24 protein-coding genes are annotated in these 21,577 nt (G+C 70.5%); 8 read left to right on the plus strand and 16 right to left on the minus strand.

Features of this window, described 5'->3' with window-relative positions; all coding sequences use genetic code 11:
* Genes nuoK through AB0D46_RS29545 form a run of 11 tightly spaced genes read right to left on the minus strand, consistent with a single transcriptional unit; the run spans position 1 to position 10,718 of the window.
* A complete protein-coding gene (gene nuoK, locus AB0D46_RS29495; RefSeq protein WP_362881928.1) occupies positions 1-300 on the minus strand; it encodes an NADH-quinone oxidoreductase subunit NuoK in 300 nt (99 codons plus the stop codon).
* Positions 297-1,124 (minus strand): NADH-quinone oxidoreductase subunit J, encoded by an 828-nt coding sequence (locus AB0D46_RS29500; protein ID WP_362881929.1) that lies wholly within the window; start codon positions 1,122-1,124, stop codon positions 297-299. The genes nuoK and AB0D46_RS29500 overlap by 4 nt, the downstream gene beginning before the upstream one ends.
* A complete protein-coding gene (nuoI, locus tag AB0D46_RS29505; protein ID WP_362881931.1) occupies positions 1,121-1,708 on the minus strand; it encodes an NADH-quinone oxidoreductase subunit NuoI in 588 nt (195 codons plus the stop codon). The genes AB0D46_RS29500 and nuoI overlap by 4 nt, the downstream gene beginning before the upstream one ends.
* Complete coding sequence (gene nuoH / locus AB0D46_RS29510) at positions 1,701-3,086, minus strand: NADH-quinone oxidoreductase subunit NuoH (RefSeq protein ID WP_362881932.1); 1,386 nt, start codon at positions 3,084-3,086, stop codon at positions 1,701-1,703. The genes nuoI and nuoH overlap by 8 nt, the downstream gene beginning before the upstream one ends.
* Positions 3,083-5,593, minus strand: coding sequence for an NADH-quinone oxidoreductase subunit G (locus AB0D46_RS29515; protein WP_362881933.1), 2,511 nt, complete (start codon positions 5,591-5,593; stop codon positions 3,083-3,085). Before AB0D46_RS29515 ends, nuoH begins: the two co-directional genes overlap by 4 nt.
* A complete protein-coding gene (gene nuoF / locus AB0D46_RS29520; protein WP_362881935.1) occupies positions 5,590-6,969 on the minus strand; it encodes an NADH-quinone oxidoreductase subunit NuoF in 1,380 nt (459 codons plus the stop codon). The genes AB0D46_RS29515 and nuoF overlap by 4 nt, the downstream gene beginning before the upstream one ends.
* A complete protein-coding gene (gene nuoE, locus AB0D46_RS29525; protein WP_362881937.1) occupies positions 6,969-7,742 on the minus strand; it encodes an NADH-quinone oxidoreductase subunit NuoE in 774 nt (257 codons plus the stop codon). The genes nuoF and nuoE overlap by 1 nt, the downstream gene beginning before the upstream one ends.
* On the minus strand, positions 7,739-9,061 hold the full coding sequence (locus tag AB0D46_RS29530) for an NADH-quinone oxidoreductase subunit D (RefSeq protein ID WP_362881938.1): 1,323 nt from the start codon (positions 9,059-9,061) through the stop codon (positions 7,739-7,741). Before AB0D46_RS29530 ends, nuoE begins: the two co-directional genes overlap by 4 nt.
* On the minus strand, positions 9,061-9,792 hold the full coding sequence (locus AB0D46_RS29535; protein ID WP_362881939.1) for an NADH-quinone oxidoreductase subunit C: 732 nt from the start codon (positions 9,790-9,792) through the stop codon (positions 9,061-9,063). The genes AB0D46_RS29530 and AB0D46_RS29535 overlap by 1 nt, the downstream gene beginning before the upstream one ends.
* Complete coding sequence (locus AB0D46_RS29540; RefSeq protein WP_266381642.1) at positions 9,789-10,343, minus strand: NADH-quinone oxidoreductase subunit B; 555 nt, start codon at positions 10,341-10,343, stop codon at positions 9,789-9,791. Before AB0D46_RS29540 ends, AB0D46_RS29535 begins: the two co-directional genes overlap by 4 nt.
* A 15-nt stretch (positions 10,344-10,358) precedes the next feature.
* Complete coding sequence (locus tag AB0D46_RS29545; RefSeq protein WP_030773548.1) at positions 10,359-10,718, minus strand: NADH-quinone oxidoreductase subunit A; 360 nt, start codon at positions 10,716-10,718, stop codon at positions 10,359-10,361.
* Between the two features lie 849 nt (positions 10,719-11,567).
* On the opposite strand from AB0D46_RS29545, the gene AB0D46_RS29550 reads away from it, so the two are divergent.
* Entirely contained in the window at positions 11,568-12,482 is a 915-nt protein-coding gene (locus tag AB0D46_RS29550; protein ID WP_362881940.1) for an NlpC/P60 family protein, read from the plus strand.
* A 209-nt stretch (positions 12,483-12,691) separates the two neighbouring features.
* Positions 12,692-12,955, plus strand: a complete 264-nt coding sequence (locus AB0D46_RS29555; protein ID WP_362881941.1) for a hypothetical protein — start codon at positions 12,692-12,694, stop codon at positions 12,953-12,955.
* A 43-nt stretch (positions 12,956-12,998) separates the two neighbouring features.
* Here AB0D46_RS29555 and AB0D46_RS29560 read toward each other — a convergent pair whose 3' ends face one another.
* Positions 12,999-13,286, minus strand: a complete 288-nt coding sequence (locus AB0D46_RS29560) for a hypothetical protein (RefSeq protein WP_362881942.1) — start codon at positions 13,284-13,286, stop codon at positions 12,999-13,001.
* Positions 13,283-13,867 carry an ATP-binding protein gene (locus AB0D46_RS29565; protein WP_362881943.1) on the minus strand — a complete coding sequence of 195 codons (585 nt, stop codon included), beginning with the start codon at positions 13,865-13,867 and terminating at the stop codon, positions 13,283-13,285. The genes AB0D46_RS29560 and AB0D46_RS29565 overlap by 4 nt, the downstream gene beginning before the upstream one ends.
* A 256-nt stretch (positions 13,868-14,123) precedes the next feature.
* Between AB0D46_RS29565 and AB0D46_RS29570 the strand changes: the two genes are divergently transcribed.
* The 4 genes from AB0D46_RS29570 to AB0D46_RS29585 all read left to right on the plus strand — a co-directional run bounded on the left by AB0D46_RS29570 (position 14,124) and on the right by AB0D46_RS29585 (position 16,528).
* A complete protein-coding gene (locus tag AB0D46_RS29570; RefSeq protein WP_362881966.1) occupies positions 14,124-14,975 on the plus strand; it encodes a helix-turn-helix transcriptional regulator in 852 nt (283 codons plus the stop codon).
* A 12-nt stretch (positions 14,976-14,987) separates the two neighbouring features.
* On the plus strand, positions 14,988-15,197 hold the full coding sequence (locus AB0D46_RS29575) for a DUF397 domain-containing protein (RefSeq protein WP_362881944.1): 210 nt from the start codon (positions 14,988-14,990) through the stop codon (positions 15,195-15,197).
* 302 nt (positions 15,198-15,499) lie between these two features.
* A complete protein-coding gene (locus tag AB0D46_RS29580; protein WP_362881945.1) occupies positions 15,500-15,949 on the plus strand; it encodes a hypothetical protein in 450 nt (149 codons plus the stop codon).
* 69 nt (positions 15,950-16,018) lie between these two features.
* Entirely contained in the window at positions 16,019-16,528 is a 510-nt protein-coding gene (locus AB0D46_RS29585; RefSeq protein WP_362881946.1) for a DNA-binding protein, read from the plus strand.
* On the opposite strand, the gene AB0D46_RS29590 is transcribed toward AB0D46_RS29585, so the two are convergent.
* Positions 16,529-17,812, minus strand: a complete 1,284-nt coding sequence (locus tag AB0D46_RS29590) for a geranylgeranyl reductase family protein (protein WP_362881947.1) — start codon at positions 17,810-17,812, stop codon at positions 16,529-16,531. It lies immediately after the preceding gene.
* A 98-nt stretch (positions 17,813-17,910) separates the two neighbouring features.
* On the opposite strand from AB0D46_RS29590, the gene AB0D46_RS29595 reads away from it, so the two are divergent.
* A complete protein-coding gene (locus AB0D46_RS29595) occupies positions 17,911-18,441 on the plus strand; it encodes a GNAT family N-acetyltransferase (RefSeq protein ID WP_362881948.1) in 531 nt (176 codons plus the stop codon).
* A 231-nt stretch (positions 18,442-18,672) separates the two neighbouring features.
* Here AB0D46_RS29595 and AB0D46_RS29600 read toward each other — a convergent pair whose 3' ends face one another.
* Positions 18,673-19,617 (minus strand): glutaminase, encoded by a 945-nt coding sequence (locus AB0D46_RS29600; RefSeq protein WP_362881949.1) that lies wholly within the window; start codon positions 19,615-19,617, stop codon positions 18,673-18,675.
* Between the two features lie 6 nt (positions 19,618-19,623).
* Complete coding sequence (locus AB0D46_RS29605) at positions 19,624-20,316, minus strand: demethylmenaquinone methyltransferase (RefSeq protein WP_362881950.1); 693 nt, start codon at positions 20,314-20,316, stop codon at positions 19,624-19,626.
* Between the two features lie 244 nt (positions 20,317-20,560).
* Here AB0D46_RS29605 and AB0D46_RS29610 point away from each other — a divergent pair, with 244 nt between their 5' ends.
* On the plus strand, positions 20,561-21,478 hold the full coding sequence (locus AB0D46_RS29610; RefSeq protein WP_362881951.1) for a DUF3152 domain-containing protein: 918 nt from the start codon (positions 20,561-20,563) through the stop codon (positions 21,476-21,478).
* Positions 21,479-21,577: the final 99 nt, after the last annotated feature.

Below are 21,577 nucleotides of genomic sequence, written 5' to 3' on the forward strand. Positions count from 1 at the left end.
TTACAGCTTCATCAGGCCGGCGTCGTCGACCGAGGCCGAGTGGCGGGTACGGAACAACGACACGATGATCGCGAGGCCCACCACGACCTCGGCGGCGGCCACGACCATCGTGAAGAAGGCGATGATCTGGCCGTCGAGGTTGCCGTGCATCCGGGAGAAGGCCACGAACGCGAGGTTGCAGGCGTTGAGCATCAGCTCGACGCACATGAACAGCACGATCGCGTTCTTCCGGATGAGGACTCCGGCCGCGCCGATGGTGAACAGCAGGGCGGCCAGGTACAGGTAGTTGACCGGATTCACTTCGATGCCTCCTCACGGCCGAGGCGGTCCGCGGACGCCTGCTCCAGCGCCTTCAGGTCGTTGAGCGCCTCGCCGGACACGTCGCGGATCTGGCCGCGGGCCCGGAGCGTCTTGTTGACGGTCAGCTCGGACGGGGTGCCGTCGGGCAGCAGACCGGGCACGTCCACGGCGTTGTGCCGGGCGTACACGCCGGGCGCCGGCAGCGGCGGGAGCTGCACCCCGTCGCGTACGCGCTTCTCGGCCAGCTCGCGCTGCGTGGCGGCCCGCTCGGTGCGTTCGCGGTGGGTGAGCACCATCGCGCCGACGGTCGCGGTGATCAGCAGGGCGCCGGTGAGCTCGAAGGCGAAGACGTACTTGGTGAAGATCAGCGTGGCCAGGCCCTCGACGTGGCCGCCGGAGTTGATCCGGCCGAGCCCGTTGAAGTGGCTGAGCCCGGCCTGGCCGATGCCGGCGATCAGCAGGGTGCCGAAGCCGAGTCCGCACAGGACGGCGAGCCAGCGCTGGCCCTTGATGGTCTCCTTCAGCGAGTCGGCAGCGGTGACGCCGACGAGCATGACCACGAAGAGGAACAGCATCATGATCGCGCCGGTGTAGACGACGACCTGGACGACGCCCAGGAAGTACGCCCCGTTGGCGAGGTAGAAGACCGCGAGGATGATCATCGTCCCGGCGAGGCTGAGCGCGCTGTGCACGGCCTTCTTCATGAGGATCGTGGCGAGCGCGCCGATGACGGCGACGGTGCCGAGGATCCAGAACTGGACCGCCTCGCCCGTGGAGGTCAGCGACCCGGCGGCGAGGTTGGCCGCGTCCAGGGCGGTGCTCATGCCTCCACCCCCTCGGCGGGTTCGGCGACCTCGCCCTTGGAGACGGCCGTCTGCCGGACCGTGCCCGGGGCGGCTTCCGTCACCAGCCCCCGGTAGTAGTCCTGCTCGTCGGTCCCGGGGAACACCGAGTGCGGGGCCTCGACCATGGTCTCGGTCAGGCCGGCGAGGAGCTGGTCCTTGGTGTAGATCAGCGACTCACGGCTGGAGTCCGCCAGTTCGAACTCGTTCGTCATGGTCAGCGCCCGGGTCGGGCACGCCTCGACGCACAGCCCGCACAGGATGCAGCGGGCGTAGTTGATCTGGTAGACGCGGCCGTACCGCTCGCCCGGGGAGTAGCGCTCCTCCTCGGAGTTGTCCGCGCCCTCCACGTAGATCGCGTCGGCGGGACAGGCCCAGGCGCACAGCTCGCACCCGATGCACTTCTCCAGACCGTCGGGGTGGCGGTTGAGCTGGTGCCGTCCGTGGAAGCGTGGAGCGGTGGTCTTCTGCTGCTCCGGGTACTGCTCGGTGAGGCGCTTCTTGAACATGGCCTTGAAGGTCACGCCGAAGCCGGCCACCGGGTTCTGCCACTTCTCGTCAGACATTTCCCGCACCCTCCTCTCGGTCGCTGTCGGTGGTCGTCGCGCCGCTGACGATCAGCTCCCGCTCGCTGCGGGACCGTCGGCGCGGTACGGGGGCCAGGTGCTGGCCGGGCTTGGGCGGTACGGGGAACCCGCCCGCCAACGGGTCGAAGGGCTCGGCCGCGGCGTCCTCGTCGGCCTGCGCGACGGCGGCCTTCTCGCGTTTGTCCCGGAACATGTCGGCGACGAAGGACAGCAGCAGGATCGCGACGACGGCTCCGCCGACGTACAGGACGATCTCGCTGAAGTCGTAGGCCTCGTTGCGCAGCGCCCGGACGGTCGCGACCAGCATCAGCCACACCACGGAGACCGGGATGAGGACCTTCCAGCCGAGCTTCATCAGCTGGTCGTAGCGGACGCGGGGCAGGGTGCCGCGCAGCCAGATGAAGAAGAACAGCAGCAGCTGCACCTTGAGGACGAACCAGAGCATCGGCCACCAGCCGTGGTTCGCGCCCTCCCAGTAGGTGGAGATCGGCGCCGGGGCCCGCCAACCGCCCAGGAACAGGGTGACGGAGACCGCCGAGACGGTGACCATGTTGACGTACTCGGCCAGCATGAACAGCGCGAACTTGATCGACGAGTACTCGGTGTTGAAGCCGCCGACCAGGTCGCCCTCGGACTCCGGCATGTCGAAGGGGGCGCGGTTCGTCTCGCCGACCATCGTGATGACGTAGATGATGAAGGACACCGGCAGCAGGATGATGAACCAGCGGTCGGCCTGGGCCTCCACGATCGCCGAGGTCGACATCGACCCGGAGTAGAGGAACACCGAGGCGAAGGCCGCGCCCATCGCGATCTCGTAGGAGATCATCTGCGCGCAGGACCGCAGTCCGCCGAGCAGCGGGTAGGTCGAGCCCGAGGACCAGCCGGCGAGGACGATGCCGTAGATGCCGACCGAGGCCACCGCGAGGATGTAGAGCATCGCGATGGGCAGGTCGGTCAGCTGCATCGTGGTGCGCTGGCCGAAGATCGAGACCTCGTTGCCCGCGGGGCCGAAGGGGATCACCGCGATGGCCATGAAGGCCGGGATCGCCGCGATGATCGGGGCCAGGACGTACACCACCTTGTCGGCCCGCTTGACGATGACGTCTTCCTTCAGCATCAGCTTGATGCCGTCGGCGAGCGACTGGAGCATGCCCCAGGGGCCGTGCCGGTTGGGGCCGATGCGCAGCTGCATCCAGGCGACGACCTTGCGTTCCCACACGATGGAGAACAGCACGGTCACCATCAGGAAGGCGAAGCAGAACACCGCTTTGATGACGACGAGCCACCAGACGTCCCTGCCGAACAGCGACAGGTCCTCCGCGGCCAGCTGTACGAGGTCACCGGGTACCGCGTTCACGCGCCCACCTCCGCGGGGGTGTCACCGCTGGCGGCGGCCGGGACCGCCGGTCCGATGCGTACGAGGGTGCCGGGGCGGGCTCCGGTGTCGGAGTACACGCCGGAACCGGTGGAGTTCAGCGGCAGCCACACCACCCGGTCGGGCATGTCGGTGATCCGCAGCGGGAGTTCCACCGAGCCGGCCGGGCCGGTCACCGCGAGGACGTCGCCGTCCTTGACGCCGGTCTCGGCGGCGGTGGCGGCCGACAGGCGCGCCGGTGCCTCGTGCCGGGTGCCGGCGAGGGCGTCGTCGCCCTCCTGGAGCCGACCGAGGTCCAGCAGCAGCCGGTGGCCGGCGAGGACCGCCTCCCCGGCGGCGGGCCGGGGCAGCGGCACCCGGTCCGTGGACTGCTCGGCGGCGAGCTCGCCCTCCCAGGGGCCGAGCCGCTCCAGTTCCCGGCGTACGGCGTGCACGTCGGGCAGGGCGATCGGCCGGTCCGCGGCGTCGGCGAGCATGTGCAGCACGCGGGCGTCGGCGGGGGCGAGGCGGCGGGTCATCTGGTCGGGCTTGAGGGCGGCCTCGAAGGGCCGCACCCGGCCTTCCCAGTTGATGAACGAGCCGGCCTTCTCGGCGACCGCGGCGACGGGCAGGACCACGTCGGCGTGGTCGGTGACCTCGCCGGGCCGCAGTTCCAGGGAGACGACGAAGGCCTCCTTGAGGGCGGTCCGCGCGCGGGCCGGGTCCGGCAGGTCGGCGACCTCGACGCCCCCGACGAGCAGCGCGGACAGTTCGCCGGTCGCGGCGCCGTCCACGATCTGGCCGGTGTCGCGGCCGTGGCGGTGCGGGAGTTCGTCCAGCCCCCAGGCGGTCGCGACCTCGTCGCGGGCCCGCGGGTCGGTGGCGGGGCGGCCACCGGGCAGCAGCGACGGCAGGGCGCCCGCCTCGACGGCGGCCCGTTCCCCGGCCCGGCGCGGGATCCACACCAGGCGGGCGCCGGTCGCGTTGGCCGCCCGTACGGCGGCGGTCAGCGCGCCGGGCACGCCCGCGAGGCGCTCCCCGACGACGATGACCGCGCCGGGCCGGCGCAGCGCGTCGGCGGCGTCCGACCCGCCGGCCTCCAGGCCGCTGCGGGTGGCGAGCGCGTCCAGCCACTCGGGTTCGGTGCCGGGGGCGGCGGCCAGCAGGATGCCGCCCGCCTTGGCCAGGCCCCGGCTGGCGAACGGCGCCAGCGCGAAGGTCTGCTGCTTGTGCTTGCGGTGCGCCTTGCGCAGCCGCAGGAAGACGCCGGGGGCCTCCTCCTCGGCCTCGATGCCGGCGAGCAGCACGGTCGGCGCGGCTTCCAGCGAGGTGTGGGTGACGCCGGTGCCGTCGAGGTCCTTGCCGGTGCCGGCGACGGAGGCGGCCAGGAAGTCGGCCTCCTCGGCGCTGTGCACGCGGGCCCGGAAGTCGATGTCGTTGGTGTCGAGGACGACCCGGGCGAACTTGGCGTACGCGTAGGCGTCCTCGACGGTGAGCCGGCCGCCGGTCAGTACGCCGGTCCGACCGCGCGCGGCGGCCAAACCGTTCGCGGCGGCCTCCAGGGCCTCGGGCCAGCTCGCCGGGGCGAGGACGCCGTCGGCGCCGCGCACCAGCGGGGTGGTCAGCCGGTCCGGGCGCTGCGCGTAGCGGAACCCGAAGCGGCCCTTGTCGCAGACCCACTCCTCGTTGACTTCGGGGTCCTCGGCGGCGAGGCGCCGCAGGACCTTGCCGCGCCGGTGGTCGGTGCGGGTCGCGCAGCCGCCCGCGCAGTGCTCGCACACGCTCGGGGAGGAGACGAGGTCGAAGGGGCGGGAGCGGAACCGGTAGGCGGCCGAGGTCAGCGCGCCGACGGGGCAGATCTGGATGGTGTTGCCGGAGAAGTACGACTGGAAGGGGTCGCCCTCGCCGATGCCGACCTGCTGGAGCGCGCCGCGCTCGACCAGCTCGATCATCGGGTCGCCGGCGATCTCGTTGGAGAAGCGGGTGCAGCGCGCGCACAGCACGCACCGCTCGCGGTCCAGGAGCACCTGCGTGGAGATCGGTACGGGCTTCTCGTAGGTCCGCTTGTGGCCCTCGAAGCGGGATTCGGAGTTGCCGTGCGACATGGCCTGGTTCTGCAGGGGGCATTCGCCGCCCTTGTCGCAGACGGGGCAGTCCAGCGGGTGGTTGATGAGCAGCAGCTCCATCACCCCGCGCTGGGCCTTGTCGGCGACCGGCGAGGTCAGCTGGGTCTTGACGACCATGCCGTCGGTGCAGGTGATGGTGCAGGAGGCCATCGGCTTGCGCTGGCCCTCCACCTCGACGATGCACTGGCGGCAGGCGCCGGCCGGGGAGAGGAGGGGGTGGTCGCAGAACCGGGGGATCTCGATGCCGAGCTGTTCGGCGGCCCGGATGACGAGGGTCCCCTTGGGCACCGACAGCTCGACGCCGTCGATGGTCAGGGAGACCGTGTCCTCGGGGGCCTTGTGCACCTCGCCGCCACCGGCGGGGGCGTTTGTGGTGACGGTCACGCGTTCACCTCCGTGTCAGCCCAGAGGGTCGACTTGCTGGGGTCGAAGGGGCAGCCCTTGCCCGTGATGTGCTGCTCGTACTCCTCGCGGAAGTACTTGAGCGAGGAGAAGATCGGGCTGGCGGCGCCGTCGCCGAGCGCGCAGAACGACTTGCCGTTGATGTTGTCGGCGATGTCGTTGAGCTTGTCGAGGTCGGACATGACGCCCTTGCCGGCCTCGATGTCGCGCAGCAACTGGACGAGCCAGTAGGTGCCCTCCCGGCAGGGGGTGCACTTGCCGCAGGACTCGTGGGCGTAGAACTCGGTCCAGCGGGTGACGGCGCGCACGACGCAGGTCGTCTCGTCGAAGCACTGGAGGGCCTTGGTGCCGAGCATCGAGCCGGCCGCGCCGACGCCCTCGTAGTCCAGCGGGACGTCGAGGTGTTCGTCGGTGAACATCGGGGTGGAGGAGCCGCCCGGGGTCCAGAACTTCAGCCGGTGCCCGGCGCGCATCCCGCCGCTCATGTCGAGGAGCTGGCGCAGGGTGATGCCGAGCGGGGCCTCGTACTGGCCGGGGCCGCTGACGTGCCCGGACAGCGAGTACAGGGTGAAGCCGGGGGACTTCTCGGTCCCCATCGACTTGAACCAGTCCTTGCCCTTGTTCAGGATCGCGGGAACCGAGGCGATGGACTCGACGTTGTTCACGACGGTGGGGCAGGCGTAGAGCCCCTCCACCGCCGGGAAGGGGGGCCGCAGTCGGGGCTGCCCGCGCCGGCCTTCGAGGGAGTCGAGCAGCGCCGTCTCCTCGCCGCAGATGTACGCGCCCGCGCCCGCGTGCACCGTGATGTCGAGGTCGAGCCCGCTTCCGAGGATGGCCTTGCCGAGGTAGCCGGCCTCGTACGCCTCGCGCACGGCCTCGTGCAGGCGCCGCAGGACCGGCACGGTCTCGCCGCGCAGGTAGATGAAGGCGTGCTGCGACCGGATCGCGTAGCAGGCGATGATCATTCCCTCGATGAGGGAGTGCGGGTTGGCGAAGAGGAGGGGGATGTCCTTGCAGGTTCCCGGCTCCGACTCGTCCGCGTTCACCACGAGGTAGTGCGGCTTGCCGTCGCCCTGCGGGATGAACTGCCACTTCATGCCGGTGGGGAAGCCCGCGCCGCCGCGTCCGCGCAGGCCCGAGTCCTTCACGTAGGCGATGAGGTCGTCGGGGGTCATGGCGAGGGCCTTGCGCAGGCCCTCGTAGCCCTCGTGGCGCCGGTAGGTCTCCAGCGTCCACGACCGGGGGTCGTCCCAGAACGCCGACAGGACGGGGGCGAGGAGCTTCTCCGGGCTCGTGCCTCCCCCGGCCTCCGGCCGGGAGGTGCCCCCGAGACTTTCATTCGGTGTGGACACGGACATCACGCCCCTCCCTCGGTGCCGGTGCCGGGCTCGCCGCGCGTCTCACCGCGCGGGTGGACGATCGAGGCGTGCGGGCTCTCGCCGCGCGCGATCCGCAGGCCGATCAGCGAGGCGGGGCCCGCGCCGCCGCTCGCCTCGACCGCGCCCGCGCGCTCGTCGGGGAAGCCGGCCAGGATCCGGGCCGTCTCCTTGTACGTGCACAGCGGCGCGCCCCGGGTCGGTTCGACCGGCCGCCCGGCGCGCAGGTCGTCGACCATGGCCTTGGCGGAGTCGGGGGTCTGGTTGTCGAAGAACTCCCAGTTGACCATCACCACGGGGGCGTAGTCGCAGGCCGCGTTGCACTCGATGTGCTCCAGCGTGACCTTCCCGTCGGGGGTGGTCCCGTTGTTGCCGACGCCGAGGTGTTCCTTGAGCTCGTCGAAGATGGCGTCGCCGCCCATGACGGCGCACAGGGTGTTCGTACAGACGCCGACCTGGTAGTCCCCGGAGGGGCCGCGCCGGTACATCGTGTAGAAGGTGGAGACCGCGGTGACCTCGGCGGTGGTCAGGCCCAGCACCTCGGCGCAGAAGCGGATGCCGGTGCGCGAGACGTACCCCTCCTCGGACTGCGTGAGGTGCAGCAGGGGCAGCAGCGCGGAGCGGCTGTCGGGGTAGCGGGCGATGACCTCCTTCGCGTCCGCTTCGAGCCGGGCGCGTACGTCGGCCGGGTAGTCGGGGGCGGGGAGCTGGGGCATCCCCAGCTGGATGCCTTGCGTTTCACGACGGGCTGTCATCGGTCGACGCCTCCCATCACGGGGTCGATGGAGGCGACGGCGACGATGACGTCGGCGATCTGACCGCCCTCGCACATCGCTGCCATGGCCTGCAGGTTGGTGAAGGACGGGTCGCGGAAGTGGACCCGGTAGGGGCGGGTGCCGCCGTCGGAGACGACGTGGACGCCGAGCTCGCCCTTGGGGGACTCGACGGCCGCGTAGGCCTGTCCGGCGGGGACCCGGAAGCCCTCGGTCACCAGCTTGAAGTGGTGGATGAGGGCCTCCATGGAGGTGCCCATGATGTTCTTGATGTGGTCGAGCGAGTTGCCGAGGCCGTCGGGGCCCATGGCGAGCTGGGCGGGCCAGGCGATCTTCTTGTCGGCGACCATGACCGGGCCGGGCTCCAGCCGGTCCAGGCACTGCTCGACGATCCGCAGCGACTGGCGCATCTCCTCCAGGCGGATCAGGAACCGCCCGTAGGAGTCGCAGCTCTCGGTGGTCGGTACGTCGAACTCGTAGTTCTCGTAGCCGCAGTACGGGTCGGACTTGCGCAGGTCGTGCGGCAGTCCGGCGGAGCGCAGCACGGGACCGGTGGCGCCGAGCGCCATGCAGCCGGTGAGGTCGAGGTAGCCGACGTCCTGCATGCGGGCCTTGAAGATGGGGTTGCCGGTGGCGAGCTTGTCGTACTCCGGCAGGTTCTTCTTCATGGTCTTCACGAAGTCGCGCAGCTGGTCGACGGCGCCCGGGGGCAGGTCCTGGGCGAGGCCGCCGGGGCGGACGAACGCGTGGTTCATGCGCAGGCCGGTGATCAGCTCGAAGACGTCGAGGATCAGTTCGCGGTCCCGGAACCCGTAGATCATGATCGTGGTCGCGCCCAGCTCCATGCCGCCGGTGGCGATGCACACCAGGTGGGAGGAGAGCCGGTTGAGTTCCATGAGCAGGACGCGGATGACGGTCGCGCGGTCCGGGATCTGCTCGGTGATCCCGAGCAGCTTCTCGACGCCGAGGCAGTACGCCGTCTCGTTGAAGAACGGCGTCAGGTAGTCCATGCGCGTCACGAAGGTGGTGCCCTGCGTCCAGTTCCGGAATTCGAGGTTCTTCTCGATGCCGGTGTGGAGGTAGCCGATGCCGCAGCGGGCCTCGGTGACGGTCTCGCCGTCGATCTCCAGGATCAGGCGGAGCACGCCGTGGGTGGACGGGTGCTGGGGACCCATGTTGACGACGATCCGCTCGTCGTCCGCGCGGGCCGCCGACTGGACGACCTCGTCCCAGTCGCCGCCCGTGACGGTGTAGACGGTGCCTTCCGTGGTCTCCCGGGAGGAGGCGTGGTTCGTGGACATCAGCTGTACGACCTCCGCTGGTCGGGAGCCGGGATCTGGGCGCCCTTGTACTCGATGGCGATGCCGCCGAGCGGGTAGTCCTTGCGCTGGGGGAAGCCCTGCCAGTCGTCCGGCATCATGATCCGGGTGAGGGCCGGGTGGCCGTCGAAGACCAGCCCGAAGAAGTCGTACGCCTCGCGCTCGTGCCAGTCGTTCGTCGGGTAGACCGAGACGATCGAGGGGACGCGGGGGTCGGCGTCCGGGGCGGACACCTCCAGGCGCACGATCCGGCCGTGGGTGAGCGAGCGCAGGTGGTAGACGGCGTGCAGTTCGCGGCCCTTGTCGCCGGGGAAGTGCACGCCGCTGACACCGGTGCAGAGCTCGAAGCGCAACGCCGGGTCGTCGCGCAGGGTGGCGGCCACCCGCGGCAGGTGCTCGCGCGCGATGTGGAGGGTCAGCTCCGCCCGGTCCACGACGACCTTCTCGATCACGTGGGCGGGCACCAGGTCCTGCTCCTCCAGGGCCCCTTCGAGCTCGTCGACGACCTCGTCGAAGTACGAGCCGTACGGGCGGGCGCTCTCGCCGGGCAGGGCGACGGTCCGGACCAGGCCGCTGTAGCCGCTGGTGTCACCGCCGTTCGTGGCGCCGAACATGCCCTTGCGGACGCCGATCACCTCGGGGCCCGCAAGGGTCTCCCGGCCGCGCGGCGCGGGAACGTTGTTGCCGTTCTCGACGGCTGGGTCGTCGCTCACCGAAGGAGCCCCTTCATCTCGATGGTGGGGAGCGCCTTGAGGGCCGCCTCCTCCGCCTCGCGCGCCGCCTCTTCCCGGTTCACGCCGAGCTTGCCGCCCTGGATCTTCTGGTGGAGCTTGAGGATCGCGTCCAGCAGCATCTCGGGGCGGGGCGGGCAGCCGGGGAGGTAGATGTCCACCGGCACGATGTGGTCGACGCCCTGGACGATCGCGTAGTTGTTGAACATTCCGCCCGAAGAGGCGCAAACGCCCATGGAGATGACCCACTTGGGAGCGGGCATCTGGTCGTACACCTGCCGCAGCACCGGCGCCATCTTCTGGCTGACCCGCCCGGCGACGATCATCAGGTCCGCCTGCCGCGGTGAACCGCGGAAGACCTCCATGCCGAAGCGGGCCAGGTCGTAGCGGCCCGCTCCGGTGGTCATCATCTCGATCGCGCAGCACGCGAGGCCGAAGGTGGCCGGGAAGACGGATGACTTGCGCACCCAGCCCGCGGCCTGTTCGACGGTGGTCAGCAGGAAGCCGCTCGGCAGCTTCTCTTCCAGTCCCATGGAGTATTCAGCCCCTCAGTCCCATTCCAGGCCGCCGCGGCGCCAGACGTAGGCGTAGGCGACGAAGACGGTGAGCACGAAGAGCAACATCTCGACGAGCCCGAAGATCCCCAGGGCGTCGAAGGTGACGGCCCAGGGGTAGAGGAAGACAACTTCGATGTCGAAGACGATGAAGAGCATCGCCGTCAGGTAGTACTTGATGGGGAAGCGACCGCCGCCGGCGGGCATCGGTGTGGGTTCGATGCCGCACTCGTAGGCTTCGAGCTTTGCCCGGTTGTACCGTTTTGGGCCGATCAGCGTGGCCATGACCACGGAGAAGATCGCAAACCCTGCGCCGAGGGCGCCGAGCACGAGGATGGGCGCGTACGCATTCACGCTCCTCGCTCCTTCCAGTCGTCCTTGACCGTTGGACCGCCGCCGGCGCCGCGTGTCCCGCCTCGCGAAGATCGCCCCCAAGTTGGGGCGGGAGCATGTGAGGCAGTTCACAAGCCGGACTGCTGCGCATCTTATGCCTGCCGGTCTGTGATCTGCGACACGGGTAACAAGACCGAGTTTGTGATCTCCACCACCTAACGAACGATCATGAAGCCCGCCGAGCGGTGATCTTCATACGCAAGGCGTCCGCATGATCACCAAAGGTGACATTGGAGCCCGTCACCGCAGGTGGGGCGGGGGTCGCCCTATCAAATGGTGGCCCCTGCAAGCAAATTGGCGGTGGTGCCGGGTGGGTGGTAAAGGAAACCGCGTCGCTCGACCGGGGGAAGCCGGTGGGACCGGAGTGGACGCGGGCCGACGCCAGGGGCGATCGGGGGGATGGGAGGGCCGCGCGCGGGTACCGGGGAGGGTCGGTGGCCGGAAGTCGACGGCGGGATGAAAGGGGAGCGGATGCTGTGCATCCGTTCACTAACCGCACGGCAGGCTCACAGTCGGATCACGGACCGGCCACGACGCCCGTGAAGCCTGAGGTTACTGTGACCTGTGTCACATGAAAATCAGGCCGCCGAAAGAGGGCTTGGCCATCTGTGCACGTCGATGGTAGGCCCTGGATAAATTCGGACCAAACACTGAAAACCCATGATCACAGGCTTGTGAAAGGGTGTCCGATAAGCCCGTTACGGCGTCAATAAGGCCCGCGACGCGCCCGGTTAATGCCCGTCAGGGACAACTGTGGCGCAGACCACGTTTCTTGAAGCGAGTGCCCACCCCCTGATAGCGGTTGTTCTCATGTCCCACACCGCTCACATACCCAGCCACCGGAAGCCGCGCCGCAGCGCCTCGAAGCTCGCGGTCCGCGCCGGAGTTGCCGGTGGCGTTCTCAGCACCCTGGCCCTGGCCGGGACCGCGAGCGCGACCCCGTCCGCGGACCCCGTGGCCGAGACGACGATGGAAATGCCCGTCCTCGACCTGAACCTCGGCGCCGAGGTGTCCTCCGCGGTCACCACGGCCGCCGAGACCACCCGCGTCGCGGCCGTCGAGGCCGCCGTGGAAGGCGAGCTGAACGCCCAGGAGGAGACCGCCCGTACGGGCGCCGCCGCCGAGGCGAAGCAGGCCAAGGAGACCGCCCAGCAGGCCGCCGAGAAGAAGGCCAAGGAGGAGGCGGACCGCAAGGCCGACGCCGAGCGCGCCGCCCGCGACTCCGAGCGCGACACCCTCCAGACCGCCTCGGGCTCCAACACCTCCGCCGACGGGGGCTCCACCGCGACCCCCTCCAAGAGCACCGGCTCGACCAATGGTTCGGGCAGCGGCTCGGGCCAGGGCTCCGGCACCGTCACGGCACCCGTCAAGGGCTCCGCGTCCGCCATCCTCAACTTCGCCCGCGCGCAGCTCGGCAAGGCGTACGTCATGGGCGGCACCGGCCCGTCCTCGTTCGACTGCTCCGGCCTCGTCCAGGCCGCGTACAAGCAGGCCGGCATCTCCCTGCCGCGCACCTCCCAGGCGCAGTCCACCGCCGGCCGCTCGGTGTCCCTGAGCGCCCTGCAGCCGGGCGACATCGTCTACTGGGGCTCCAAGGGCAGCGCGTACCACGTCGCCGTGTACTCCGGCGGCGGCAAGTTCATCGGTGCGCAGAACCCCAACACCGGGATCGTCGAGCGCCCCATGAACTACGACATGCCCACGGGCGCCGTCCGCGTCCTCTGACCGGACCGCTCGTCACGAAGGGCCGTCGCTCCCCCGCTCGGGGGCGGAGCAACGGCCCTTCGTCGTGCCCGGGCGCGCATGCGGGGTGTGTTCCGGAGTGGCGTCGTTCGCGCGCGACCCGACTTCGGATGCCGCGCGGGCCCTGCGAAGATGGAGGGCGGTACGCCCGGCCCGTGCGGGCCGGTCCGACCCCTGGAGGTGGTGGTGGCGTGAACACCGAGCCGTACGACGCCCATGGCGCCGGCGACCCCGGCGCCGCAGCGGCCGCCACCGGACTCGCCCTCCTCGCGGCGGGCGGTTGGCTGCTGACCACCACCCGTCCCTGGAACACGCCGGGCCACCCGTTCGTCCTGGGCCTCGAATGGACCGCCTCGGCGGCCCTGCTCCTGACCGGCCTCCTCCTCCTGGCCCACGGCATACGCGCGGTACACGGCGCCCCGCCCCCACCGACGAACCCCGGCGCGGAAGCCTGAGGCCCCGAGCCCGACGGTTCGCCGGCTCCGGCCGGCCTCGGCCTCAGTCGGGTTCCGGCAGGTGGTGCCACTCCCCCGCCGTCACCCCGGTTCCCCGGGTCGGCTGTTCGAGCCACGCCTGCCAACGGCGGTACTCGGCCGGTTCCGGCTCGGCCCGGAAGGCCACGCGTAGGGCCGTGCCGGAGCAGTGGCAGGTGTACGCCGACGGGGACGTCCTGGCGCGGGGCCGTGAGGGCATCGACATCCTGATCGCGATCAACGCGAGCACGGCGAGCACCAGCGACAGGGCGTTCATGCCCCAGAAGGCACGATCGGCGGCGGCGAGGTTCATCCCACCCCCTCCAGCCCCTCGGCCCGCCGTTCAGCCGGCCGTTCAGCCGGCCGTTCAGCCACCCGTTCAGCCGGCCCTTCGACCGGCCCTTCGAGCGGCCCGTCGGGCGGCCCCTCGGGCGACCCTTCGGCGGGCCCTTCGGCGAGGCTGAACCAGACGACCTTGTCGCGCCCGCGCCCCGGCATCACGTCCCACCGCTCGGCGAACGCGGCGATCAAGTGGAGCCCCCGCCCGCTCTCCTGGCCGGCCGGCGCGTGGGGCAGTTCGCCGGGCAGCGGCAGAGTCGTGTCGACGGCGTCGTCCCGCACGAACACGAACACACGCCCGTCGGTCACCAGGACCTCGACCGCGAGCACGGCGGAACGCGTGTGAAGGTGCGCGTTCGTCACGGCCTCCGAGGTGCAGAGCCGAGCCGCCTCGGCCAGCCGGCGCCGGCCGAGCGTCTCCAGCAGACAGGCCACCCACTCCCGGGCGAGCCCCACCGTCCGCGCCTCGTTGGGCCCACTGAACTTGTACCGCCGCGACGGCACCGACGGCCGGTCCGGCGATAAGGCGCTCGAACGCGCCTGGATGTCATTCATGATCACTCCCTGTCTCCCAACGCGGTTGAACGCAGCGTCGACCGGAACGCGTGGCGATGGCCGCTCGCCGATTGACTGCACGCCAAAGCAGGAGCCAGCGGCTGCACTTCGCACTCAACTGCCGCAGACGCGACGCTGTGGAGAACCGTAGCGCGCCCGCATCACACTTGATGCCATTTCTACTCACAATTGCTACGACGTGGACCAGTCGAAACCGACGGGCGACACTGGAACCCAACACGGGAGAAGGATGCTGATGCCCAACCGCAAAGCCCCAACCGCGCGGCAGCAGCGGCTCGGCGCAGAGCTGCGCAAGATGCGGGAACACGCCGGACTGACGCCCGCGCACGCTGTACAGCTCGTGGGTTCCGACCGAACGGCGATCTCCAACATCGAATCCGGCCGATCCGGCGTCAGCGGCGAGCGGGTAAGGACGTGGGCCGGCCACTACGGCTGTTCCGACACCGCGTACATCGACGCCCTCGCGGACATGGCCGAGGAGCGCGGGCAGGGTTGGTGGGACGACTACGCGGGCGTCCTGTCGCCCGGCGCCCTGGATCTGGCCGAACTGGAAGCCCGTTCCCACGCGCTGCGGGCCGTTCAGATCATGCACATGCCCGGCTTGCTCCAGACCGAGGAGTACGCCCGCGCCGTATTCGAGCAGGCGGTGCCCACACTCAGCCCCACCAACCTCCGCCGGCAGCTCTCGTACCGCTTGAAGCGTCGAGACGTGCTCGACAGCCCCAACGCACCGATGTGCACGTTCCTGATTCACGAGGCCGCGCTGCGGCTGGAGTTCGGCGGCGCGAAAGTGGCCAGGGCGCAGCTCGATCGATTGCTGGAGGAGTCGGAGCGGGACAACGTGAGGGTGCGAGTCATTCCGTTCGAGGCAGGCGGGTTTCCCAATGCGGGGTCGTCGACCCTGTACGCGTCGGGGCCCGTCCCCCAGCTCGACACGGTGCAGACCGATACCGCACACGGACCTGCGTTCCTCGACGCCGAGACGCGCCTCGACAACTATCGAGCGATCCTTGACCGGACCGAACAGCGCTCTCTCGACCCCGACCGGTCAAGGGACTTTATTCACAAAAGAGCACAACAAGTATGAAGGCGTAGGACTGTGGACATTCAATGGGAGAAGTCTCTTTACAGCACGGACGCGGAAGGCAGCAACTGCCTGGAGGTCGCCGAAGGAGAGGGCGACGACGAGATTCTGCTGCGGGAGAGTGACGACCCTGCGGCGATCATCCGAACGACTCGCGCGAAACTGCAAGCGTTCCTCGACGGTGCTCGCGCTGGACAGTTCGACAAGTACGGCACCGGCGCCTGATCAGGCCGATCCACAGCGGCCCTCGCATCAGCGGGGGCCGCTTCACTTTCCCTCAGTACCTCACGTATTGGCATATGCCGAATCACTCATTAGACGTCAAACAGTTGATGCGCCGTAGACGCACACGTTAACTTCGATGAGCGAGGCGGGGATGCCGGGCGACTTGAGACGCTCTGGCCCACGCTGCGCGAACTCCCCTCAGTCCTACGCCTTCTGTGGGGAGCTGGCCGCTCTCGCGCCCTGCCGCTCGTCACGGCATCGCGAGGGAGCGGCCACCCACGGAGCGGCAGGAAGGGGCACCCGTGCTCGTCCAACTCCCGGCACCCACGCACGAGCTCAGCAGTCCGCACCAGCACCTCGACCACAACGCGACCGTCCACCCCGGCATCGCCATCGAGCGCGTCCGCTACGACCCCGACGGCGGGCCGGTCGAGGTCCGAGCCCCCGTAAAGGTCGTCGCAAACGCCCTGGCCGCGGTCCGGGCCATCCGCGTCGACATCCGCGACGCGCACGTCTTCCCCATGACGCACTACGAAACGACCCGCGCACTCGAACGGGTCGACGCCGGCGGCCGGCTGCAAGCCGTCGCCGCCCTGCACCGCGGCGAGACAACCGGCTTCACGATCACCCTGCGGGACGGAACCTGCGCCGAATGGCGACTGCGACCCGTCGTACACATCCCACTGGCCCCCGCGCCTTCCGCGGACCGCGGGTCCCCCTGTGCCCGGCGAACGGGCCAGGCGTGCCCGTAGGAGCACTTCGCCCACCGGACACATCACCCCCGGACGGCGATCCAAGCCGCGGCGGCGGGCGGAGCAGGAGTGGTAAGCAAGCGCCTCAAGATCAGGGCGAAGAGCGAGGGCACGCTCGTCCTGGACGCCCCAGGGCTTTCACTGCACGTCTACGGTGACGAGGGGATGCGTGCACGTATCGAAGTCGCTCAGCAGAGCGGCCGACGCGTGGCGCTGTCCGCACTGACGCCCTTGCAGGTGCGCCGCACCGGGGAGGCCGCCAAGCGACTCCGGTTCCTACTGTCCCGGTCCGACGTGAAACCGGTCAACGACGCGGTGACGGACGCCGCAGCGAAGCTGCTGGACACCTCGGGCCTCGACGGGCACGAATGCCTGGTGGACGCACTCGTGGTGGCCACGGCCGCGCTCTGCCCGCCCCCGGTACTTCTCGTCACGTCCGACAAGTCGCACATCCCGGCGCTGTGCAAGGCCGCCGAGGAACTTCCCGGCTCACCGAAGGTGAAGATCGTCAACGTCGGAAGGTCGCACGCCGCGAGCCTGGCCGCTCAGGTCCCTACCGAGCGGCCAGGCCTTGAATGATCAGGCCTTCGGCGCGACCTTGCTCAGGCCGTTGATGATGCGGTCCATCGCGTCGCCGCCCGTCGGGTCGGTCAGGTTGGCCAGCATCTTCAGCGTGAACTTCATCAGTACGGGGTGGGTCAGGCCGCGCTGCGTGGCCAGTTTCATCACCTTCGGGTTGCCGATCAGCTTCACGAAGGCGCGGCCCAGCGTGTAGTAGCCGCCGTACGTCTCCTTCAGCACCTTCGGGTAGCTGTGCAGCGTCAGTTCGCGCAGCGACGGCGTCGCGCGGGAATGGGCCTGGACGATGACGTCGGCGGCGATCTGGCCGGATTCCATCGCGTAGGCGATGCCCTCGCCGTTGAACGGGTTGACGAGGCCGCCCGCGTCACCGACCAGCAGCAGGCCCTTCGTGTAGTGCGGCTGCCGGTTGAAGGCCATGGGCAGGGCCGCGCCGCGGATCGGCTGCGTCATGTTCTCCGGGGTGTAGCCCCAGTCCTCCGGCATGGACGCGCACCACGCCTTGAGCACCTCGCGCCAGTCCAGCTCCTTGAACGCGGAGGAGGAGTTGAGGATGCCGAGGCCGACGTTGGACGTACCGTCGCCCATGCCGAAGATCCAGCCGTAGCCGGGCAGCAGCCGGTCCTGCGGACCGCGCCGGTCCCACAGCTCCAGCCAGGACTCCAGGTAGTCGTCGTCGTGCCGGGGCGAGGTGAAGTACGTACGGACCGCCACGCCCATCGGGCGGTCCTCGCGCCGGTGCAGGCCCATCGCGAGGGAGAGCCGCGAGGAGTTGCCGTCGGCGGCGACGACCAGCGGCGCGTGGAAGGTGACCGGGGTCTTCTCCTCGCCCAGCTTCGCCTGCACGCCCGTGATGTGGCCGGTGCGCGGGTCGCGGACGGGTTCGCCGACGTTGCAGCGCTCGTACAGGCGGGCGCCGGCCTTCTGCGCCTGGCGGGCCAGGGTCTCGTCGAAGTCGTCGCGCTTGCGGACGAGTCCGTAGTCCGGGTAGGAGGCGAGTTCCGGCCAGTCCAGCTGGAGGCGCTGTCCGCCGCCGATGATGCGCAGGCCCTTGTTGCGGAGCCAGCCCGCCTCTTCCGAGATGTCGATGCCCATCGACACCAGTTGCTTGGTGGCCCGCGGGGTCAGACCGTCGCCGCAGACCTTCTCGCGCGGGAACGCCGTCTTCTCCAGCAGCAGGACGTCCAGTCCGGCCTTGGCGAGGTAGTAGGCGGTGGTGGAGCCGGCCGGACCGGCGCCGACGACGATCACATCCGCGGAGTGTTCGGAGAGGGGCTCGGTCACTGCGGGGTCTCCCGAAGGCTCGATATAGGGTGCCAGGCGGCACCGGACACGTGCAGTCTAAGCAGCGAGAGAGATCACGATCCGAAGGGCTGCCCCCTATGACCACCTCGCCGACCCGGCCCCTCCCCGACGTACGCCTGCGCGTACCCACCCACGAGGACGCCCACGCCTGGCACGGGGTCTTCGACGACCCGGACGTGATGGAGTTCCTCGGCGGACCCGCCGAGCTGTCCTCGTACGTCGAGATCACCGCGCGGCAGCGGATGCACGACGCGCAGCTCGGCCACTGCCTGTGGACGTTGCTGGACGCGGACGGCGAGGTCATCGGCTTCACCGGGGCGCAGCCGTGGCCGGCGGAGAAGGCGTGGGGGCCGGTCGGTGAGATCGAGATCGGGTGGCGGCTCGGGCGCTCCGCGTGGGGGCGGGGGTACGCGTACGCGGCCGCGTTGGCCGCGTTGGAGCGGGTGCGGGGGGTGGGGGTGCCGCGGGTGGTGGCGATGATCGACGATGCGAACGCGCGGTCGATCGCGGTTGCGGAGCGGTTGGGGATGACGCTCGCGGAGCGGTTTCCCTTGCCGGGTGGTGTGCGGTACGGGCGGCGCTACGAGATGGTCTTCGACGCCGGGTGAGGGTGGCGCGGGGGCCGGGGGTGCGCGGGGGTCGGGGGTGCCGCTGCGCGGGGGTCGGGGGTGCCGCTGCGCGGGGCCGTTCCCCGACCCGCCCTTTCTCCGTTTCCCGGGCTCCGCCCGGACCCGAGGGGCCGGGGGCTCCGCCCCCGAACCCCTTCCGGGGCTCCGCCCCGTACCCCGCGCCTCAAACGCCGGCGGGGCTGAGTAGGGCCGCTCCGTGCGAGGGGCGTGTCAGAAGACGGACAGGCCCGTCAGGGTCGTGAAGCGGTCCAGGGCGGCGACGCCCGCTACCGAGTTGCCCTGGGGGTCCAGGCCCGGGCTCCAGACGGCCAGGGTGCACAGGCCCGGGACGACCGCGACGATGCCGCCGCCGACGCCGCTCTTGCCGGGCAGGCCGACCCGGTAGGCGAACTCGCCCGCCGCGTCGTACGTCCCGCAGGTCAGCATCACCGCGTTGATCTGCTTCGCCTCGCTGCGCGTCAGCAGTCGGGAGCCGTCCGCGCGCAGCCCGTGCCGGGCCAGGAAGCGGCCGGCCAGGGCGAGGTCGGCGCAGCTCATCTCGATGGAGCACTGCCAGAAGTAGTGGTCCAGCAGCGTCGGTACCGGGTTGTCGATGTTCCCGTACGAGGCCATGAAGTGGGCGACGGCCGCGTTGCGGTCGCCGTGTTCCTGCTCGGACGCCGCCACCTCCGCGTCGAAGCCGAGGCCCGGGTTGCCGCTCTCCTGGCGCAGGAACTCCAGCAGTTCGCTGCTCGCGTCGCCGGTCAGGCTCTGCAACCGGTCGGTGACGACGAGCGCGCCCGCGTTGATGAACGGGTTGCGCGGGATGCCGCTCTCGTACTCCAGCTGCACGAGCGAGTTGAACGGGTTGCCGGACGGCTCCCGCCCCACCCGCTCCCACAGGCTGTCGCCGCCCTCGGCCAGGGCCAGGGCCAGCGAGAACACCTTGGTGATCGACTGGGCGGAGAACGGGGTCCGCCAGTCGCCGACCCCGTGGACGTTGCCGTCGAGGTCGGCGAGCGCCATGCCGAAGCTGCGGGGTTCCACCGTCGCCAGCGCCGGAATGTACTCGGCGGGGGTACCGCTGCCGACGAGCGGGGCGACGTCCGCGGCGACCTGCTCCAGCAGCGCCGCCCAGTCGTAGGAGGCGGTCTCCACCACGGTGTGCTCAACCACGCTCTGCTACGCCTTGGTGCCGCGGTGCAGGGCGACGATGCCGCCCGTAAGGTTGCGCCAGGCGACCTTGCCCCAGCCGGCCTTCTGCAGCAGCGCGGCCAGCGCCGGCTGGTCGGGCCACTCGCGGACGGACTCGGCGAGGTACACGTACGCGTCCGGGTTCGAGGAAACGACGCGGGCCACCGGCGGCAGCGCCCGCATCAGGTACTCCATGTACACGGTCCGGAACGGCGCCCACGTCGGCTGCGAGAACTCGCAGATCACGACCTGGCCGCCGGGCTTGGTCACCCGGTACAGCTCGCGCAGCGCGGCGTCGGTGTCCTGGACGTTGCGCAGCCCGAAGGAGATCGTCACCGAGTCGAAGACGTCGTCCTTGAACGGCAGCTTCGTCGCGTCGCCCGCGGTCAGCGGCAGCCAGGAGTGCTTCTTCTTGCCCTCGCGGAGCATGCCGAGGGAGAAGTCGCAGGGGACGACGTACGCGCCGGTCGCGGCGAAGGGCAACGAGGACGTGGCGGTGCCGGCGGCCAGGTCGAGGACCTTCTGTCCGGGACGGGCGGCGACCGCCTTCGCGACCTCCTTGCGCCAGAGCCGGGCCTGGCCGAGGGAGATGACGTCGTTGGTGAGGTCGTAGTTCGCCGCCACACCGTCGAACATGGAGGCGACTTCGTGCGGCTGCTTGTCCAGGGAAGCCCTAGTCACTGGCGTTGGCCCCTCGCTGTGCGGATCGACAGATACGCAGCCATCCTCTCAGGCCGTCCGCCACGGCCCCGCCCACGGCCCCGCCCACGCCCCCGCCGGCGCCCCCGCGGCGGCCCGGGACTGGCCCCGAGGACAGTTGTGGTGCGGCGTGCGGGTGGGTTGACTGGGCGCGGGCTCCCACGGCACCGACGGTCCGGCAGGGCACGGGCACACTGGGTGCCCTCTCCTAGCAAAGGGCTCACGCATGCCGGCAGGCCGCTCGACCGGTCGTCCCCGAAGTGGTTCGCGCGCGCTGCGCCGGGCCGAACGCCGCAGACGGCTGCGCCGTACGGTCCTCGGAACGACGGCGCTGATCGCTCTCACGGTGACCGCGTACACCTTCTCCCCCGGCAACCCCGAGGTCGCCACCGTCGCCGACGGGCGGGGGGCCGGGCCCGCCCCGAGCGCCCCGGCGGACGCCGGAACCGGCGCCCCCGCGGCCGCCTCCCCCGCGCCCCGGCACAGCCGCCGCGCGACGGCGGAGCCGTCCAAGGGCCGCTCGGCGTCCCCGTCGGCGCCACCCGCCTCCCCGAAGGCGTCCGCGAGCCCGTCCGCACCCGCGTCGGGCCCGGGGGTGTTCACGGCCTCCACCGTCACGGGGCAGCCGCAGGGCAAAGGAACCGTACGGAGCTGGCGGGTGGAGGTCGAGCAGGGCAGCGGCGTCGACGCGAACGCCGCCGCCCGCGGCATCGAGGCGGTCCTCGGGGATCCGCGCGGCTGGATCCACGACCCGGCGTACGGTTTCCGGCTGGCCGGGCCCGGTCAGCCGGTGGACTTCACCGTGAAGATCGCCACCCCGTCGACCACCGACCGGCTGTGCGAGGTGGTCACGCCCGAGCTGGTCGGCGAGACCAACTGCCGGGCCGGGCACACCGTCGTGGTCAACCTCAAGCGCTGGCAGGAGGGGTCCCCGCAGTTCAGCGGCACGGTGGAGGAGTACCGGGCGCTGATCGTGAACCACGAGGTGGGTCACGAACTCGGTCGGGAACACGAGACCTGCCCCGGGGCCGGGCAGCCGGCGCCCGCGATGATGCAGCAGATCAAGGGGCTGCTCGGCTGTACGTCCAACGCGTGGCCGTTCGACGTCGCGGGAACCTACCTGGCCGGTCCGCGCGTCCCCTGACACAGGAGTGTCCGGGGGGTCGGGACTCCGGGGGCTCGGGGCCGGGCGCACGGGTGCACCGGTGTCCGGGTTCCGGGGTTCCGCGGTGAGGAGCGGGAA

The sequence above is a fragment of the Streptomyces sp. NPDC048383 genome, from assembly GCF_040651775.1.
GTDB lineage: Bacteria > Actinomycetota > Actinomycetes > Streptomycetales > Streptomycetaceae > Streptomyces.